The organism is Sphingobium tyrosinilyticum (genome assembly GCF_042654265.1).
Lineage (GTDB): Bacteria > Pseudomonadota > Alphaproteobacteria > Sphingomonadales > Sphingomonadaceae > Sphingobium > Sphingobium tyrosinilyticum.
Genome location: NZ_JBHSFZ010000030.1, coordinates 18003 through 35189 on the forward strand (window position 1 = coordinate 18003; position 17187 = coordinate 35189).

The 17187-nt window shown below is 63.9% G+C and carries 15 protein-coding genes and 1 tRNA gene; 8 read left to right on the top strand and 8 right to left on the bottom strand.

Features of this window, described 5'->3' with window-relative positions; all coding sequences use genetic code 11:
• Window positions 1-115 precede the first annotated feature (115 nt).
• Window positions 116-1696: a phosphoglycerate dehydrogenase gene (gene serA, locus ACFO3E_RS13405; RefSeq protein WP_066526225.1), complete on the bottom strand. Its 1581-nt coding sequence runs from the start codon at window positions 1694-1696 to the stop codon at window positions 116-118.
• A gap of 119 nt (window positions 1697-1815) precedes the next feature.
• The gene (locus ACFO3E_RS13410; protein ID WP_066526224.1) at window positions 1816-2979 is read right to left on the bottom strand and encodes a phosphoserine transaminase; all 1164 of its coding nucleotides are present in this window, start codon (window positions 2977-2979) and stop codon (window positions 1816-1818) included.
• A gap of 176 nt (window positions 2980-3155) precedes the next feature.
• Between ACFO3E_RS13410 and ACFO3E_RS13415 the strand changes: the two genes are divergently transcribed.
• The 6 genes from ACFO3E_RS13415 to ACFO3E_RS13440 all read left to right on the top strand — a co-directional run bounded on the left by ACFO3E_RS13415 (window position 3156) and on the right by ACFO3E_RS13440 (window position 8721).
• The gene (locus ACFO3E_RS13415) at window positions 3156-3851 is read left to right on the top strand and encodes an extensin family protein (protein WP_066526222.1); all 696 of its coding nucleotides are present in this window, start codon (window positions 3156-3158) and stop codon (window positions 3849-3851) included.
• Between the two features lie 85 nt (window positions 3852-3936).
• A complete protein-coding gene (locus ACFO3E_RS13420) occupies window positions 3937-4812 on the top strand; it encodes an LOG family protein (RefSeq protein ID WP_066526217.1) in 876 nt (291 codons plus the stop codon).
• A 67-nt stretch (window positions 4813-4879) separates the two neighbouring features.
• A complete protein-coding gene (locus ACFO3E_RS13425) occupies window positions 4880-5551 on the top strand; it encodes a pyrimidine 5'-nucleotidase (RefSeq protein ID WP_066526215.1) in 672 nt (223 codons plus the stop codon).
• Entirely contained in the window at window positions 5548-6387 is an 840-nt protein-coding gene (dapD, locus tag ACFO3E_RS13430) for a 2,3,4,5-tetrahydropyridine-2,6-dicarboxylate N-succinyltransferase (protein WP_066526213.1), read from the top strand. Before ACFO3E_RS13425 ends, dapD begins: the two co-directional genes overlap by 4 nt.
• A 193-nt stretch (window positions 6388-6580) precedes the next feature.
• A complete protein-coding gene (locus ACFO3E_RS13435; RefSeq protein WP_066526207.1) occupies window positions 6581-8431 on the top strand; it encodes an ABCB family ABC transporter ATP-binding protein/permease in 1851 nt (616 codons plus the stop codon).
• A gap of 32 nt (window positions 8432-8463) precedes the next feature.
• Window positions 8464-8721 (top strand): hypothetical protein, encoded by a 258-nt coding sequence (locus tag ACFO3E_RS13440; RefSeq protein ID WP_380805395.1) that lies wholly within the window; start codon window positions 8464-8466, stop codon window positions 8719-8721.
• Window positions 8722-8772: 51 nt separating this feature from the next.
• Here ACFO3E_RS13440 and ACFO3E_RS13445 read toward each other — a convergent pair whose 3' ends face one another.
• From ACFO3E_RS13445 to ACFO3E_RS13455, 3 genes are all read right to left on the bottom strand, one after another.
• Window positions 8773-9396: a hypothetical protein gene (locus ACFO3E_RS13445; RefSeq protein ID WP_380805396.1), complete on the bottom strand. Its 624-nt coding sequence runs from the start codon at window positions 9394-9396 to the stop codon at window positions 8773-8775.
• 81 nt (window positions 9397-9477) lie between these two features.
• A complete protein-coding gene (locus ACFO3E_RS13450; protein WP_066526197.1) occupies window positions 9478-9876 on the bottom strand; it encodes an acyl-CoA thioesterase in 399 nt (132 codons plus the stop codon).
• Between the two features lie 109 nt (window positions 9877-9985).
• Complete coding sequence (locus ACFO3E_RS13455; RefSeq protein WP_066526194.1) at window positions 9986-12046, bottom strand: S9 family peptidase; 2061 nt, start codon at window positions 12044-12046, stop codon at window positions 9986-9988.
• Window positions 12047-12152: 106 nt separating this feature from the next.
• Here ACFO3E_RS13455 and ACFO3E_RS13460 point away from each other — a divergent pair, with 106 nt between their 5' ends.
• A complete protein-coding gene (locus ACFO3E_RS13460) occupies window positions 12153-13934 on the top strand; it encodes an aminopeptidase P family protein (RefSeq protein ID WP_066528977.1) in 1782 nt (593 codons plus the stop codon).
• 16 nt (window positions 13935-13950) lie between these two features.
• Here ACFO3E_RS13460 and ACFO3E_RS13465 read toward each other — a convergent pair whose 3' ends face one another.
• Window positions 13951-14100 (bottom strand): hypothetical protein, encoded by a 150-nt coding sequence (locus ACFO3E_RS13465; RefSeq protein ID WP_197486250.1) that lies wholly within the window; start codon window positions 14098-14100, stop codon window positions 13951-13953.
• Window positions 14101-14212: 112 nt separating this feature from the next.
• On the opposite strand from ACFO3E_RS13465, the gene ACFO3E_RS13470 reads away from it, so the two are divergent.
• Window positions 14213-14287, top strand: a tRNA-Thr gene (locus ACFO3E_RS13470).
• A gap of 43 nt (window positions 14288-14330) precedes the next feature.
• On the opposite strand, the gene ACFO3E_RS13475 is transcribed toward ACFO3E_RS13470, so the two are convergent.
• Window positions 14331-15041, bottom strand: coding sequence for a Crp/Fnr family transcriptional regulator (locus tag ACFO3E_RS13475; RefSeq protein WP_197486249.1), 711 nt, complete (start codon window positions 15039-15041; stop codon window positions 14331-14333).
• A 132-nt stretch (window positions 15042-15173) separates the two neighbouring features.
• The gene (locus ACFO3E_RS13480) at window positions 15174-17183 is read right to left on the bottom strand and encodes a TonB-dependent receptor (protein WP_225870516.1); all 2010 of its coding nucleotides are present in this window, start codon (window positions 17181-17183) and stop codon (window positions 15174-15176) included.
• Between the last annotated feature and the right edge of the window lie 4 nt (window positions 17184-17187).

A 17187-nucleotide genomic window follows, 5' to 3' on the forward strand; every position in this document is an offset into this window, starting at 1 on the left:
CAGCCTCCGTTCGTGCTGAGTAGCCGTTGAGCTTATCGAAATGGCGTATCGAAGGATGCTTCGATACGGGTCTTCGACAGGCTCAGACCCTACTCAGCACGAACGGAGTGGAAATTTAAGCGAAGCGCAGCAGCTTCACCGTCTTGACGCCCGCAAGCTTGCAGATGTCGTTCAGCACCTCCTGGCTTACCGCCCCATCGACCGAGAGCAGCAGCACCGCTTCACCGCCCTGGTTGCGGCGGCCAAGGTGGAAGGTGCCGATATTGACGCCCGCCTCGCCCAGCGTTGAGCCAAGGCGGCCGATGAAGCCCGGCGCGTCCTGGTTGACGATGTAGAGCATGTGCCCTTCCAGATCGGCTTCGACCTTGATGCCGAACAGTTCCACCAGACGCGGGCTGCCGTGGCCGAACAGGGTGCCCGCGACCGACTTGTCGCCGCTTTCCGTCTTTACGGTGACGCGGACGAGGGTCTGATAGTCGCCCTCGCGGTCATGGCGCACTTCGCGCACATCGAGGCCGCGTTCCTTCGCCAGGAAGGGCGCGTTGACCATGTTCACTGTGTCCGAATAGACGCGCATCAGGCCCGCGAGCACGGCGGCGGTGATCGGCTTCTGGTTGAGTTCGGCGGCATGGCCTTCGACCTCGACCGACACGCCCTGCACATGGTCACCCTCAAGCTGACCCACAAGGCTGCCCAGTTCTTCCGCCAGCGCCATATAGGGCTTGAGCTTCGGCGCTTCCTCAGCCGACAGGCTCGGCACGTTCAGCGCATTGGTGATGCCGCCATCGAGCAGATAGTCGCTGAGCTGTTCGGCGACCTGAAGCGCGACGTTCACCTGCGCTTCGTCGGTCGATGCGCCGAGGTGCGGGGTACAGATGAAGTTGGGGGTGCCGAACAGCGGCGATTCCTTCGCCGGTTCCTGCACGAACACGTCGAGCGCGGCGCCCGCGACATGGCCCGCATCCATCGCTTCCTTGAGCGCGGCTTCATCGACCAGACCGCCACGGGCGCAGTTGATGATGCGCACGCCCTTCTTGGTCTTGGCGAGATTTTCCTTCGAAAGGATGTTACGGGTCTGGTCGGTCAGCGGCGTGTGCAGCGTGATGAAGTCCGCCTTCGCCAGCAGCGTGTCGAGATCGGCCTTTTCCACGCCCATCTCAACGGCGCGTTCCGGAGTGAGGAAGGGGTCGAAGGCGACGACCTTCATCTTGAGGCCGAGCGCGCGGCTGGCGACGATCGAGCCGATGTTGCCTGCACCGATCAGGCCCAGCGTCTTGCCGGTCACTTCCACGCCCATGAAGCCATTCTTCGGCCACAGGCCCTGCTGGGTCTGAGCGTTGGCTTCGGGGAGCTGGCGGGCCAGCGCGAACATCAGCGCGATGGCATGTTCGGCGGTCGTGATCGAGTTGCCGAACGGGGTGTTCATGACAACCACGCCCTTGGCCGAAGCGGCAGGAATATCGACGTTATCGACGCCGATGCCCGCGCGGCCGATGACCTTGAGATTGGGCGCGGCGTCGAGGATTTCCTTGGTGACCTTGGTCGCGCTGCGGATCGCGAGGCCGTCATATTGACCAATGATCGCCTTCAGTTCGTCCGGGGTCTTCCCGGTGATCTCGTCAACTTCCACGCCACGTTCACGGAAGATCGCGGCGGCGCGGGGGTCCATCTTGTCGGAAATAAGTACCTTGGGCATGTAGAATTCCTATGTTTCCTCGTCACCCCGGACTTGATCCGGGGTCCCGCTTATCTGCGGGCGGACATGAAGAAGAAGCGCGACCCCGGCTCAAGGCCGGGGTGACGCGGTGAAGCTAATCAGGCAGCCTTGGCCGTCGCGTAGGCCCAGTCGAGCCACGGACCCAGCGCTTCGATATCGGCGGTTTCGACGGTCGCGCCGCACCAGATGCGCAGGCCCGCCGGGGCGTCGCGATAGCCCGCGACGTCATAGGCGGCGCCTTCCTTCTCCAGCAGAGCCGCGAAGGACTTGATGAAGGCTTCGTCCGCACCCTCGACGGTCAGGCAGACACTGGTGGTCGAACGGGCGGCTTCGTCGGCGGCGAGATGGCCGAGCCAGTCGCGTTCTTCCACCAACTTGTTGAGCGCCGCCGCATTGGCGTTGCTGCGCGCGATCAGGCCGTTGAGGCCCCCCAGCGACTTGCCCCATTCCAGCGCGAAGATCGCATCCTCGACGGCAAGCATCGAAGGCGTGTTGATCGTTTCGCCCTTGAAGATGCCTTCGGCCAGCTTGCCCTTCGCCATCAGGCGGAAGACCTTGGGCAGCGGCCAGGCAGGGGTGTGGGTTTCGAGGCGCTCGACGGCGCGAGGACCGAGGATCAGCACGCCATGGCCGCCCTCGCCGCCCAGCACCTTCTGCCAGGAGAAGGTGGCGACGTCGATCTTGGTCCAGTCGATCTCATAGGCGAAGACCGCGCTGGTGGCGTCGGCGAAGGTCAGACCCTGCCGGTCGGCCGGAATCCAGTCGGCATTGGGCACGCGCACGCCCGAGGTGGTGCCGTTCCAGGTGAACAGGACGTCATTGCTGAAATCGACCGTGCCGAGGTCCGGCAGCTGGCCATAATCGGCGCGGACGATCGTCGGATCGAGCTTGAGCTGCTTGGCGGCGTCCGTCACCCAGCCTTCGCCGAAGCTTTCCCAGGCAAGCGTGGTGACCGGGCGGGCGCCCAGCATGGTCCACATCGCCATTTCAAAGGCGCCGGTGTCCGAACCAGGCACGATGCCGATGCGGTGGGTTTCGGGCAGGTTCAGCAGCTCGCGCATCAGGTCGATGCAGTAGGCGAGGCGCGTCTTGCCGATCTTGGCGCGGTGCGAGCGGCCGAGAGATTCAGCGCTCAGCTTGTCGGCGCTCCAGCCCGGAGGCTTGGCGCAGGGACCGGAAGAGAAATAGGGACGAGCCGGCTTGGTGGCGGGCTTGGCCGCGGCGGGCGCAAGAGTGGCGTCGGCGGCAGTAATATCAGTCATGTAATGCGTCTCCTTGCAGAGAGCACGCGCGGCGTTGGGACCGCGTGGCCCGGCGGCCGCTCTAAAGATCGCGGGGGAAGAGTCAAGCGGCCAAAGAGTCCAGTCGACTGTCTGGATGCGACGAACCGTTCCGCTCGTTAACCCACAGGGCAGATTGTCATGATAAATGATTGACCATGAAAGAGCGGGCTTGGGGGACGATGGCTATGCGCCGCATGGGTCAGGCGGCCTTGCTGGCGGTGAGTTTCGCGCTGGCGTCGTGCGGGGGAGACATCGTGCCGCGCGGCCGGGTGGAACGCGCGTCCAAGGCGCCCCGGGACGCACGGCCTGCCGCGCCGCCGCCGCTGGAACTGCGGCAATGTATGGTGAAGCTGCAGTCGCAATCCGTGCTGTTCACCCCCTTGCCCGACCAGAATTTCGGCGGCGGCTGCACGGCGATGGGCAGCGTCAAGCTGCTCGACATCGGAGTTCCGGCGACCAATTTGGGCGCAATGACCTGCAATCTGGCGGCCAATTTCGCGGCCTGGGCGCGTTATGGCGTACAGCCCGCCGCACGGTTGATCCTGGGCGCGGAAATCGAGCGCATCGAGACGTTCGGCACTTATAATTGCCGGCCGATCGCGGGGAGTGGGAAGCTGTCCGAACATGCGCACAGCAATGCCGTCGATGTGTCGGCCTTTGTCCTGTCCGACGGGCGGCGGATCACCATCGAACAGGGGTGGAATGGCGACCGGCAGACGCGGCAGTTTCTGGAGATCGTCCGCGCCAGCGCCTGCAAACGGTTCCGGACAGTGTTGAGCCCCGATTACAATGTCGCGCATCGCGATCATTTTCATTTCGACATGGGCGGCCGCGGCGGCTTTTGCCGCTAAGCGGATTTAAAAACATGGATATTTTTGCCGCTGATCACAAGAAAAGCTGGTGAATTCTGCCGCTGACGTTCCTAAGTTGGTCTGAATGACAAGAAAAGAAATCGAAGAACGCAAATTCCGTCCCGCCCGGCAGGAAGCCGCCGATGCCCGCAAGGCGGTTGGCACTCCCCAAACAACCAGTTCCGCCTATCGCCTGGCTTTTCAAGACGCCGAATTTCTGCTGCGCGAGGATCTGCGGCCGGTGCGGTTTCAGCTGGAGTTGCTGAAGCCCCAACTGCTGATGGACGAGGCGGGGATCGAATCCACTTTTGTCTTTTATGGATCGGCGCGCATTCCCGAGCCCGAACAGGTGCAAGCGCGGATCGACGCCGCGACGACGCCCGAACAGCGGCGGATTGCCGAGAATCTTGGGAAAAAAGCGCGCTATTATGAGGAAGCGCGCAAGCTGGCGCGCACGGCGGCGCAATATCCTGTGACGGAAGCCGGTTGCCGCCATTTCGTGGTGTGCTCCGGCGGAGGGCCTTCGATCATGGAGGCGGCCAATCGCGGTGCGGCGGACGTCGGCGCGCAGACGATCGGCATGAATATCGTGCTGCCGCATGAACAGGCGCCCAATCGGTTCGTGACGCCGGAACTGAGTTTCCAGTTCCACTATTTCGCCCTACGCAAGATGCACTTCCTGCTGCGCGCGCGAGCTTTGGCAGTGTTTCCGGGCGGCTTTGGCACGTTCGACGAGATGTTCGAATTGCTGACGCTGATCCAGACGGGGAAGATGAAGCCGATTCCCATATTGCTGTTCGGGCGCGAATTCTGGACGCGAGTGGTGGATTTCGATGCGCTGGCTGACGAAGGCGTGATTTCGCCGTCGGACCTCAACCTGCTGACCTGGGTTGAAACGGCGGAGGAAGCCTGGGCGGCGGTGCAGACCTTCTATGAGGATAGCGACGCGCCAAACTGCTAGCTCCCAACGCCGCGCGCAGGAGGGTTAGTCACTTGCCCTCCCTGCCGCACAGGATTAGGGCGCGGCCATGCGCGCAGAACTTGCCCATGTCGATTGCTGGATCTTCGATCTGGACAATACGCTGTATCCGGCGAAGGCGGACCTGTTCGCGCTGATCGACGTCAAGATGGGCGAGTTCATCCAGGGGCTACTCGGCTGCGACCCTGATGTCGCGAAGGCCACGCAGAAGCGCTATTTCATGGAGCATGGGACGACGCTGTCGGGCCTGATGCACCATCACGGCATCGAGCCGCGTGCTTTCCTCGACTATGTCCATGACATTTCGATGGATCGGCTTGAGGTGGACGAGGCGCTGAACGCCTATATCACCGCCCTGACCGGCCGCCGCCTGATCTTCACCAATGGCGATGCGGCTTATGCGGGGCGCGTGCTGGACAAGCTGGGCCTTTCCGGCGCGTTCGAGCTGATCCACGACATCCATGCCTGCCAATATGTGCCCAAGCCCGATCCGTCGGGCTATGCCGAACTGTGCCGCGTGCATGGCGTCAACCCGACGCGCGCCGCCTTTTTCGAGGATATGGCGCGCAACCTGAAGCCCGCCAAGGCGATCGGCATGACAACCATCTGGGTGAATAATGGCTCCGAAGCGGGCAATCACGAGCATCATCCGGACTTCATCGATTTTGAAACCGACCATCTGACGCCATTCCTGGCCGACATCATTGGGGAAAGACCATGAGCCAAGATCTGATCGCCACCATCGACGCCGCCTGGGAGGACCGGGCCAATGTGAGCGTTTCCACGCAGGGTGCGGTGCGCCAGGCCGTGGACAAGGCGCTGGCGATGCTGGACAGCGGCGCGGCGCGCGTAGCGGAGCCCACGGGCGACGGTTGGCAGGTCAATCAGTGGCTGAAGAAGGCGGTGCTGCTCTCCTTCCGCCTCAACGACAATGTCATGATCGATAATGGCCCGGGTGCGGGCCATTGGTGGGACAAGGTGCCTAGCAAGTTCGCAGGCTGGGACGAAGCCGCTTTTCGCGCTGCCGGTTTCCGCGCGGTGCCGGGTTCGTTCGCTCGCGCGGGCGCGCATATCGCGAAGAACGTCATCCTGATGCCGAGCTTCGTGAACATCGGCGCGTTCGTCGATGAAGGGACGATGGTCGATACCTGGGTGACGGTCGGCAGCTGCGCGCAGATCGGTAAGAATGTGCACCTTTCGGGCGGCGTCGGCATCGGTGGCGTACTGGAACCGCTGCAGGCAGACCCGGTCATCATCGAAGATAACTGCTTCATCGGCGCGCGTTCCGAAGTGGTCGAAGGCGTGCGCATCGGCAAGGGCTCGGTGCTGTCGATGGGCGTGTTCATCGGCCAGTCCACCAAGATCATCGACCGCACCACCGGCGAGGTCTTCATGGGCGAAGTGCCGCCTTATTCGGTGGTCGTGCCAGGCAACCTGCCGGGCAAGCCGCTGCCTGACGGCACGCCTGGGCCGAGCCTCTACTGCGCGGTCATCGTGAAGCGGGTGGACGCGCAGACGCGGTCGAAAACGGGGATCAACGAATTGCTGCGGGATTGATCCGCACCCCTCCCTTTCAAGTTCAAACGAGGCGCGTGACTCGTTTGAAGGGTTGGGTGGGTCGGCGAGCGAAGCGACCGCTGGATTGGTAGAGACGTTGCTGGCGATTGCTGCGCAATCGCACCCTCCCCTTCCGCTCCACCAGCGGGAGGGGCTTATTGTGGGGTAGGCACTTCGGACCTACATAGCCCCCATGCCGCCATCCACCCCTGACAACACACCACTCCCCCCCGTCTGGGCGACGCTGCGGCGTTTTCTACCCTATCTCTGGCCAGCCGATGCGCCGGCGCTGCGACGGCGTGTCACCATCGCCATGCTGCTGGTCCTGCTGGCGAAGGTCGTCAGCCTTGCCATGCCCTTTGCCTATAAGGGCGCGGTGGACCGGATGGCGCCGGGGATGGAGCCCGCCGCCGGGCTCGCGGTCGCGCTGGTGGTCGCCTATGCGGGCGCGCGTTTTGGCAGCGTGCTGTTCGACAATCTGCGTAATGCGGTGTTCGAACGCGTCGGGCAGGAAGCCGGGCGGCGGCTGTCGGACGATGTGTTCGTCCATCTCCACCGCCTGTCGCTGCGCTTCCACCTCGACCGGCGGACCGGCGCGGTCACCAAGATCGTCGAGCGTGGGACGAAGAGCATCGACACGATGCTCTACTTCCTGCTGTTCAACATCGCGCCCACGGTGCTGGAACTGGCGGCGGTCTGCATCATCTTCTTCGTGAAATTCGGCCCCGGCCTGGTCGCGGCGACGCTGGCGATGGTCGCGCTCTACATCTGGTTCACCCGCACGATCACCGAATGGCGCAACCAGCTTCGGCGCGACATGGTGGACATGGACACCAATGCGGTCGCGCATGCAGTCGATAGCCTGCTGAATTTCGAGACGGTCAAATATTTCGGCGCAGAGGAGCGGGAGGCGGCGCGTTACGGCACGGCGATGCGGCGCTATGCCGAAGCGGCGGTGAAGTCGGAGAATAGCCTCGCCTGGCTGAACATCGGCCAGTCGCTGATCACCAACCTCATGATGGCCGGGGCGATGGGCTATACGGTGTGGGGATGGAGCCGGGGCAGCTTCACCACTGGCGACGTGGTGCTGGTGAATACGCTGCTGGCCCAGCTGTTCCGGCCGCTCGATCTGCTGGGCATGGTCTATCGCACCATCCGGCAGGGCGTCATCGACATGGAGGCGATGTACAAGCTGATCGACACACCGGCGGAGATTGGCGACGCGCCGGATGCGCCCATGCTGCACACACATGGCGGTGAAGTGCGGTTTGAGCATGTGCGCTTTGGCTATGACGCCGATCGCGAGATATTGCATGATGTGAGCTTCACGGTGCCCGCCGGCAAGACATTGGCGATCGTCGGACCGTCGGGCGCGGGAAAGTCCACGATCGCGCGGACGCTCTTCCGTTTCTACGACATCCAGGCTGGGCGCATCCTGATCGACGGGCAGGATATTTCACGCGTGACGCAGGCATCGCTGCGCGCCGCGATCGGGATCGTGCCGCAGGACATGGTGCTGTTCAACGACACGGTCGGCTATAATATCGGCTATGGCCGCGCCGACGCCACGCAGGCCGAGATCGAGAAAGCAGCCAAGGCGGCGTCCATCCATGATTTCATCATGCGCTTGCCGCAGGGCTATGCCACGCGGGTGGGTGAGCGGGGCCTGAAGCTGTCGGGCGGCGAAAAGCAGCGCGTGGCGATCGCGCGGACGCTGCTGAAGGACCCGCCGGTGCTGGTGCTGGACGAGGCGACGAGCGCGCTCGACAGCCGCACCGAGACCGAGATCCAGGCCGTGCTGCGCAATATATCGCGCAAAAGAACGACGCTGGTCGTGGCGCATCGGCTTTCGACGGTAGTGGACGCGGACGAGATCATCGTGCTGGATCAAGGCCGGGTCGTCGAGCGCGGACGGCATGCGGATCTGGTGCGGGCCGATGGGCTCTATGCCGCCATGTGGGCGCGCCAGGCGTCGGAGCGCAGCGAAGGCGATGCGGAGCCCGCCGTTGTGGGTTACGCCGCAGAAACAGCAGCGCCGGTGTAGTGAGGGGACGGATGATGGAGCGCGGGATCAGATTGAACTGGCGGTATCTGTCCTGGGCGGTGATCGCCCTGATCCTGCTGGCTCCGCTGGTGGCGATGCAGTTCACCGACGAGGTGCGCTGGACCAGCTTCGACTTTGCGGTAGCGGCAGCCCTGCTTGTCGGCGCGGCGGGCAGTTATGAGCTGGCGGCGCACTTCATTCAGGATCGGCGGCGGCGCGTCCTGCTGGCTAGCGGATTGCTGCTGCTGGTCGCGCTTCTGTGGGCGCAAGGCGCAGTAGGAATTTTCTGATCTTGCGAACCGGACGGCTCCCGCACGAAGCAGGAGCCGTCCCGTTTCCTGTCAGCGGTTGGTGACGGTGGTCGTCGTCTTTTCCACCACCGTGGCGCGTGCGGGCGCGCGGGTCGTCTTGCGCACCACCTTGCGCTTGGCGGGAGCCGCCTTGCGGACGGTGGTGCCAGGCGCAGTCTTGACGGTTTCCGTGGTCACAGTGGTGCTGGCGGGTACGGGAGCCGTCGCAGCCGCAGCGCGGGCTGCCTGCGCGTCGGCCGCGGCGGAGGCGGCGGCGCGTTCGGCGGCGTCCGCACGCGCATTGGCGGCAGCGGCGTCCTGCTGCGCGGCCGCAGCGGTCGATGCCTGAACCTGCGCGTCCGTCTGGGCGCTGGCCTGGCTCTGCCCGATCGCCGTGTCCGCAAAGCCCTGCGCTTCAACCGCAGCCTTGATGGCGTCCTGCTCCTTGCCGCTCTTCAGCCTTTCCTGAGCGAGGCGCAGCGATGCCTGAGCCCTGGCCAGGACGGCGGGATCATATTGACCCGTCTTCAGCTTGGCGGCGGCGTCAATCTTGCCTTGCGCCTGCGCAATGGCCTTCAGCGCCTGTTCCTCGTCCCCTGCGAGTGCGGGACCGGCGGCGAGGAAAAGCGCCGAGGCAGCGGCAAAGGCGCGCAGAGAATAACCGATCTTACGCATAGTCTCTCCTGTCACTGTTGGTGGGGCGGAGAACGACCCATCCCTGAACGGAGTTCCGGGAGAAAGCGGCAAGCGTAACAGTCAGGCGTCCAGGAACGGGGCCGCGACTTCCGTGGGCACACGCAGGATGCGGCCGCTTTCCCTGTCGATGATCGCCCAGGTGGACTTGGCCGCGACCCTGACCTTGCCGTCCGGGCCGATGAATTCCATGTGCCGGTCGAAGCGCGCGCCACGCGGCCCCTGGGGAATCCAGGTGCGTACAGTGACCGTCTCGCCTTCCTTCACATTGCCGCGATAGTCGATCTCATGCCGGGTCACGACCCAGACATAGGCGTCGAGATGCTCGGGCACGGCGTCGCGGGTCCAATGTTCGGTCGCGACCTGCTCCATCCACTGCACCCAGACGGCATTGTTCACATGGCCGAGAACATCGATATGCTCGGGGCCTGCGGTGATCTGGGTGGTGTAGGTGGAGGCCATTAAATCTCCCGTCAGTTCGAACTGAGCTTGTCGAAGCCCTTCCTCTGTCTTCCTAGAAGAAGAAGGCCCTTCGACAGGCTCAGGGCGAACGAGAAAGAACTGGATATGTTCACTCCGCCACGCCCATCTGCCACAGGATGAAGGCAAATTCCTCCGCCGTCTCATGAAGGCTTTCGAAACGCCCCGACTTGCCGCCATGGCCCGCGCCCATATTGGTCTTGAGCAGCAGGATATTGTCGTCCGTCTTGGTGGCGCGCAGCTTCGCCACCCATTTGGCGGGCTCCCAATAGGTGACGCGCGGATCGTTGAGACCAGCCGTCACCATCAGCGGTGGGTAGGATTGCGCCTTCACATTATTATAGGGATCATAGGAAAGAATGGTCTCGAACGCGTCCTTGTCCTCGATCGGGTTGCCCCATTCGGGCCATTCTCCGGGCGTAAGCGGCAGGCTTTCGTCGAGCATGGTGTTGAGCACATCGACGAAAGGCACATGCGCCACCACCGCGCCCCATAGATCGGGATCGCTGTTGACGACCGCACCCATCAGCTCGCCGCCCGCAGATCCGCCGGAAATGCTGATCCGGCCCTTCGACGTATAGCCCAGATCGATCAGGCCCTTCGCCACATCGACGAAATCGTTGAAGGTGTTGATCCGCTTGTCCAGCTTGCCGTCGAGATACCATTGCTGGCCAAGGTCATCGCCGCCGCGGATATGGGCGAGCGCGAAGGCGAAGCCGCGATCGAGCAGCGACAGGCGGCTGGTGGAGAAGCCCGGCTCCATGGCGATGCCATAGGCGCCATAGCCATAAAGGTGCAACGGCGCGCTGCCGTCGCGAGGCAGGTCCTTGGGATAGACGATCGACACCGGGATCGGCGTGCCGTCGCGCGCGGGGATCGTCAGCCTTTCGGTCGCATAGCGGCTGGCATCGTAACCGGACGGAATTTCCTGGACCTTCAGGACCTCCAGCTCACCCGAACCAAGATGATAGTCATAAATCGTGTCCGGGGTGACCATCGATTCATAACCGATGCGCAGCTCCGTCACGTCATATTCGGGATTGTCGTCGAGGCTGGCCGAATAGCTGGCTTCCGGAAAAGGAATGCGCTTGGCCGAATGGGTCGCGTAATCGCGCAGTTCGATCTGGTCGAGCCCGTCCTGCCGCCCTTCGGTGACGTAGAAGCCTTTGAACAGGGTGAAGTCGGTGAGGTAAAAATGCTGGTCCGCCGGGATCACTTCCGCCCATTCCCCAGGGGCCGCCAGCGACGCCTTCACCAGCCGGAAATTGGGATGGCTATCATTGGTGCGGATGTAGAGCGTGCCTTCATGCTCATCGACATCATATTCGCGGCCCGGCTTGCGCGCGGAAACCAACAGCGGCTCCGCCAGCGGATTGTCGGCGGGCAGCAGCCAGCTTTCGGTCGTCACATGGTCGCCGGTCGCGATGACGATCCATTTCTCCGAGGAGGTAAGGCCGACCGAGACGCGGAAGCCGTCATCATCCTCATGGAACAGTTCGACATCGCTCTCCACCGGCTGGCCCAGCCAATGAAGCCGCGCATTGTCGGTGCGCCACTGGTCGTTGGCGATGCCGTAGAGCAGACCCTTGCTGTCGCTGGTCCACACAAGCGATGACAGGGTGTCGGGAATGACCTCCGGCAGGATTTCGCCAGTGAACAGATCCTTTATCCGCGCCTCGAACCGCTCCGACCCATTATTGTCGATGGCATAAGCGAGGTAGCGGCCGTCCGGGCTCACCGAAAGCGCGCCCAGGCGGAAATATTCATGGCCTTCCGCGAGCGCGGGTTCGTCAAGGATCAACTGGTCCTCGCCCCCAGCGACGGGGCGGCGATACCATTTGCGATATTGCGCGCCGATTTCGAAGGCGCGCCAATAGACATAGTCGCCATCCTTCTGCGGGACGGAGCTGTCATCTTCCTTGATGCGGCCCTTCATCTCGGCAAACAGGCCGTCGGTCAGCGCCTTGTGCGGCTGCATCGCGCTTTCGAAGAAGCCGTTCTCCTCGTCCAGATAAGCAAGGACATCCTTGTCCTTCACATCCGGATAGCCCGGATCGCGAAGCCACGCCCAGCTATCCTCCACCGTGATGCCGTGGCGGGTGAAGCTGTGCGGACGGCGGGCTGCGGAGGGGGGCGTGCTGTTGACGGTCATTCAGGGTCCAAGTTCTCGATCGGTGACATGCTGGCATAAGCCTATATGCCTGCTTATGTTGGCTATGAAGCGCCTTGCGCAAGGGCTCTGGATCAAGGGAATTGCGATGTCCACCTATGAAGACCGTCTGAAGGCCCTGCGTACGCAGCTGGTGCGCGTGCATCTGGATGGCTTCGTCGTGCCGCTGACCGATGAGCATATGAGCGAATATGTCGGCGCTTACGCCCAGCGGCTTGCCTGGCTGACGGGGTTTCACGGATCGGCGGGCAGCGCGGTGGTGTTGCCGGAAGAAGCGGCGATCTTTGTCGATGGACGCTATACGCTGCAGGTGCGCGAGCAGGTCGATGCCGCGCATTGGCATTATGAGAGCGTGCCGCAGACTTCGGTGGCGGCCTGGCTGGGCGTCCATGCGCCCGAGGGCGGCCGGATCGGCTATGATCCCTGGCTCCACACGCGCGCCTGGGCGAAAGCGGCGAGCGAAGCGCTCGCGGAGCGCGGGGCGGCGCTGGTGGCGGTCGATAGCAATCCGATCGATGCGGTTTGGCCCGATCGGCCTGCCCCCAGCGAGGCAAGGCTCGTTGTTCACGATGATCGCTACGCCGGGCAGAACGCTGCGGAAAAGCGGCAGGCGATGGCGGACTGGCTGACGGCGCGGAAGGCCGATGCGGTGGTTCTGTCCGCGCTCGATTCGATCGCCTGGACTTTCAACATTCGGGGCAAGGACGTCGCGCGCACGCCGGTCGCGTTGGCCTATGCGGTCGTGCATGCCGATGCGACGGCGGACCTGTATGTCGCGCCGGAAAAGATAGACGAGGCGCTGGTGCAGCATCTGGGCAATGCCGTGCGGGTGCATCCACGCGCCGATTTCGGCGACGCGCTGAAAGCATTTTCGGGCAAGGCCGTGGCAGCCGATCCGGAGCGGGCCGTGGCCGCGATCTTCGACGCGTTGGAAGCGGGCGGCGCGAAAGTGCTGCCGCTGCGCGACCCCGCCGTCCTACCCAAGGCGGTCAAGAACAGCGTTGAAATCGCGGGGCACAAGGCGGCGCAGGCGCGTGACGGCGCAGCCCTGACCCGCTTCCTGCACTGGATAGCTACAGAGGCGCCCGGCGGCGGAATTGACGAGCTATCGGCGGCTGCTCGGCTGGAGGCGTTCCGCAAGGATACGGGGCTGTTGGAGGACCTGTCGTTCGACACGATCAGCGGCGCAGGCCCCAATGGCGCGGTCGTGCATTACCGCGTCGAGGAAAAGACGAACCGTCGGATCGAGCCGGGTAGCTTCTACCTGGTCGATTCGGGCGGCCAATATCGCGACGGCACGACCGATGTGACCCGGACAATCGCCGTTGGCAGACCCAGCGAAGAGATGAAGCACCGTTTCACCCTGGTGCTGAAAGGGCATATCGCGCTTGGCCGGGCGCAGTTCCCTGCCGGCACGCGGGGCAGCCAGCTCGATGTGCTGGCGCGGCAGTTCCTTTGGGCAGAGGGGCTGGATTACGCCCATGGCACGGGCCATGGCGTCGGCAGCTTCCTGTCGGTGCATGAGGGACCACAACGGATCGCGACCTTTGGCGGCGGCGATGAACCGCTGCAGCCCGGCATGATCCTGTCCAACGAGCCCGGCTATTACAAGACCGGCGAATATGGCATCCGCATCGAAAATCTGGTGCTGGTGGAACGGCGCAAAGTGCCCGGCGCGGAACGTGAGATGCTGGGCTTTGAAACACTGACCTTCGCACCGATCGATCGCAACGCCATCGCCGTCGAGTTGCTCACGGCCGAGGAACGGCAGTGGATCGACGCCTATCATGCGAAGGTGATCGAGATTGTGGGACCGCAATTGGAGGGCGATGCGCTGGCTTGGCTGCAGGCGGCCTGCGCACCCTTGTGATCGAGGGGCGCGGAACTTAGCTCCCCCGCTCGTCCTCATCCTTCGGCGTGGAGACAGGCGGTGGAGATTCGCTCGTCCCCTCGCGCGCCTGCGCCTTGCGACGGCGCAGATTGTCGCGCAGAGCCTGCGCCAGCCGTGCCTTGCGATCGTCCTGCCCGCTTGTCATGGCCGCGCCATAAGCAAATTGCGCTGCCCGCCGCAACCCGCCTTGACAAGCGGGACGCGCGCGGCCATAGGCCCGGCTCCGCAGCCCGAAAGGCTCTGCGGATGGTGAAAGTGCTGCCGTAGCTCAGTGGTAGAGCGCATCCTTGGTAAGGCTGAGGTCGCGAGTTCAATCCTCGCCGGCAGCACCATTTCCCCCCTCCTCCTGATCGACAGCGAGAAAAAATGTCTGGCTCAGTGTAAGGGCTTGGGCAGCCAGCTGAGATCCTGCGCCAGCGTCCTTGCGGACACACCGCTGAGCCTGCGCAGCGCGGCGATGTCGAGCAATTCGATGCTGTGACCGTCGCGCAGGATGAGCTTCTTTTCCTCCAGCCCACGAAACACCCGATTCACATGGACGGCGGTGAGACCGATAGTGTCGCCAATCTGTTCCTGGGTCAGCGGATGCTCAAAGCGCGGGCCCATGTCCGGCCGGATACGTTTCAGGCGATCGTGAAGATGCACCAGAAAGGCGGCAAGGCGGCATTCGGCCGAGGTGCGGCCGATCGAGCAGAGCCGGTCCATGAGGATCACCCGTTCCTGCTGCGCGCTGAGGAATAGCAGCGCCGCCATGTGCGGGGTGCGCATGAACAGGCTTCCCAGCGCCGAAAGGCTGATCGGCCGCAGCTTGACGGGCGTGAGCGCGGTCAGCGTCTCAGCCGCGCGGTCGAGCGCGACGCTGGGCGATCCCAACATATCGCCCGGCAGGTGGACTTTCACGATCTGGCGGCTGCCATCCGCGAGCGTCATGCTGCTCAGGACCCAGCCATCCACCAGCATATAGACGGATTGCGGCCTATCCCCCTCACGCCGGATCGTGCGATTGCGGGCCACGCTTTGCACAGGGCCTGCCAGGCTGGCAAAGATTTCCAGTTCCGCCGGGCTGGGCGAACGGAATTCGGTCAATCGTGCTTGGGGGAAGGGAACCCCAGTGGGGTCATCTGAAAACGCGCGCACACAGCCTCAAGTCGGATCGTTCCGGCCGCTGTAGCAAAGGGTGCGCCTGCCCTCACTAAAGTGGAGCAAGAAGCACGCAGTTCAGCGGGCTAGCGCCAATCCGACCCACAAGGTGCGCGGCGTGCCGAGATCGATCGAGCCCCCCGCATTGCGCGTGACCACCTCTTCATCGAAGAGATTCTCGCCGCGCGCAACAACCGTCAGCCCGCGCGCGAGGGGCACTCGAGCGACGGCATCGACCGTGAGCGCACTAGGGAGAATGTCGGTCTGAAGGTCGTCTTCAAATTGCCGGGACACATAGCGCAAGGTCGTGGAAAGCTGCGGCCCCCTAGCAGCTTGCCACGACAGCGTGGCGCTGGCGGCGTGCCGAGGGCTCTGCGCGGGCGTGAGGCCGTCGAAATCCTCGCCCGGCGCGCGGACGCTGCTGTGGCTGTAGGCATAGGATGCCGCCAGCTGAAAATCGCCCGCGCGGGCCGACGCGGTCAGTTCGATGCCCTTGGCCAGGATACGATCGATATTCTGCCGTTCCCGCACGACGATGGTTCGGCCGTTCACGACCGAGGAGCTGAGCGTGACATTGCCGATCGCATTGTCCAGGCGATTGTAAAAGGCGGTGGCCGCGAGCGTGACCCCGGCGACGGGCATGAGATCGACCCCCGCCTCCATCCCTTTCAGCTTTTCGTTGGCGAGCGCGGGATTGGCCTGCGTCGTCACCATGGATGCGGCAGACGCCACCACGAACGGCCGGTATAGTTCATTGAGGGTCGGCAGGCGGAAGCCGGTATAGGCGGCCCCTCGCAGGGTGAAAGCTTCATTTATCCGATAGAGCAGACCCGCGCGGCCGGAATATTCCCACCCGCTGCGGTCAGGAAATTCGTTGGCGACAGGCACCGCCGCAGTGGCGCGGAAGAAGCCATCGCTGATCGACCAGCGATCCGCCCGGGCGCCTGCGGTCAGCACCAGACGGCCGATCGTCCAGTCATCCTCGGCGAAGAAGCCGGTGGTCAGCTGCTTGCCCCCGGCGTGGCGGCGCGCCGTGACGGGATTGCTGGGCAAGCTCGCATTATAGGCATTTTCGAACATATCGCCGCTCGCGAACCGGCTATCGGCGCCGATCCGGAGCAGGTGAGCATTGCCTACGGGGGGACGCAGTTCGATCTTTCCTCCAATGCCGGTCGACGGCGTGGCGCGCTGATCGAGCGATTTGCGGAAGGGCGGCGTGGCCGAAATCACGATGTTCGTGAAGTTGCGCGCCTGCAGATAGGCGAGCGTATCAACCTGCCAGCGCCCGCGAGAGACATAGCGGATGCTCGCATCCTGCCCTTCACTCATACTGTCCGCGCCACGAAAGCGCAGCGTGCGCTGGTCACGGAACAGCGTCGTACGAAACTGCAGTTCCGACGTGGCCGACAGGGGGGCGACCGCCCGGAGATTGGCCGACCAGCCGTCATAGGCAGCGGGAACCGTGGCGGCGACGCGCTGACCGGCGGGCGTCGTCTGAAAGCCGTCGCCCCGGTCCCAACGGCCCGAAAGGGTCACATAACCGCTGCCCAGATCGGGTGAAACGCTGGCCGACAGCTCGGACGAATCGCGGCTGCCATAAAGCGCGCTTGCGGCGATGAGCGGCAGCTGATCGCGCGTGGCGCTCGCCAGTTCGATGGTTCCCGCGACGGCGCCCGCGCCGAAGGGCCCCACCCCACCGCCCCGCGTGACCCGGATGCCGGAAAGACGCTCAGGCGTCAGCGCGCTAAACGGGATGTAGCCAAAGAAGGGATCAGCCATCGGCACGCCGTCGAGCAGCAGCAGCGTGCGACTGGACGCATTGCCGCCCAGCGCCCGCAATGTCGCGCCCTGGGCGGACGGATTGGCGGAACGGCTGTCGGAGCGGCGGAACTGCTGAAAGCCTGCGACATCGCTCAGGACATTTTCCAGACGGCCCGACGCGCTGTTGAGAAGGCGCTCCCGCTCGATCACTACCGATCCATAAGCGGGCGTGCCCGGCGGCAGCGGTAGGCCCGCGCCGGTGATGACGATACGGGCCTCGGGCCTCTCTCCCACCCCCGGCTGGGCAGCGGCAAGCGAGGGCAGCATGGCA